Consider the following 1174-nt stretch of genomic DNA (forward strand, 5'->3'; position numbering starts at 1 on the left):
GCATCCCTTTTCTGTTTTAGTTATGTGTGTTTGGAATGCCTGATCAAACACTGTTAAAGAACCATAGTCTGTAACGAGGTCACTTGCCAAGATATCAAGACGATTAAGCTCTTGATAGCCGTGCAGAGGTAGACAGAATCGCCATTTTTCACTGTTAAACTGCGGCGCATAACTTAGCCAAGTGTTACGTTGGTTCCAGTCTTGGATTAGCGCTGATGCGACCAGCACCGGAGTTGTCTGAGTTTGGAGCAGAATAAAGTGCTTACCTTTCTGAGAAAGTGACAACAAGGGCAAAATCTCATACCACTTTTCTCCTTGAACGAAGAGCTCCAAATTACTCAGCGCAACTGCGTCACTCAAGGTCATTGCCACTGGGTAGCTGGGCAGTTGAACGCGCATTGAAGACTCTGAAATATCATCAATGAGCATTGCTGAGTAAGAGGCGTCTTCGAAGGAGAGTTCAGTCGCTGGCTCGCGGTTTTCAAGCGAGTATTTCTGTTTGATGGCTTCGATTTCGCAAGCGCACCAAAAGTCTAACCAATGAGGGAAGCACTCTGCTACGGTTAATTCAAGTAAATAGACGTCGTCATGTAGGTTGTTCGGATGCAGTCGAACCAAATCTCGATAATCCATTAACTCAAACAAGACAGAAAGACTTTTGGACTGGTACTCAGGATAGCGTGCCAGCAAGTTCGTTTCTCGTTGATGAGTGATGGACTCAAAGAGAGAGGCTCTCTCTTGTGGTGTGAGGAAGCGAAGAACAATATCGATCAGTGCCTGTTGTTTTGTTTCAATAGGCAAATCTGTATTGGAAAGCGAAACCAAAGACAGCTTAAGACTCATGATACAACCTAGATCTGACGTTTTTTATAGTTAGTACGGGCGTTATATCACTTCAGAAAAATTATGCTATTAGTTTCTATTTGTATGGTTACGTAATGCAAAGAATCGAAAAAAAAGCCGCTCTTTTGAGCGGCTTTTAAGTATTTGTTAGGAAACTAAGCTTCTTGCTTTTGTAACTCTGCTTCAGCGGCAGTTTCTTCTACTAAAGCATCAACAATGACCGCACATGCTGCATCACCAGTAATGTTTAGAGCCGTACGAATCATGTCGAAGATACGGTCAAGAGCGAAGAGTAGAGGCAGACCTTCAATTGGGATACCCGCCGCTAGTA

Annotated in this window: 2 protein-coding genes; both read right to left on the minus strand. The window is 43.4% G+C overall.

The features are described 5' to 3' along the window. On the minus strand, positions 1-843 hold an 843-nt coding region (opaM, locus tag R8N49_RS24915), incomplete at its 3' end, for an acyl-homoserine-lactone synthase OpaM (RefSeq protein WP_318190187.1). A gap of 155 nt (positions 844-998) precedes the next feature. Then, a partial coding sequence (locus R8N49_RS24920) for a cation:dicarboxylate symporter family transporter (protein WP_318190188.1) occupies positions 999-1174 on the minus strand: 176 nt, incomplete at its 5' end.

The organism is Vibrio sp. 1978 (assembly GCF_033344345.1).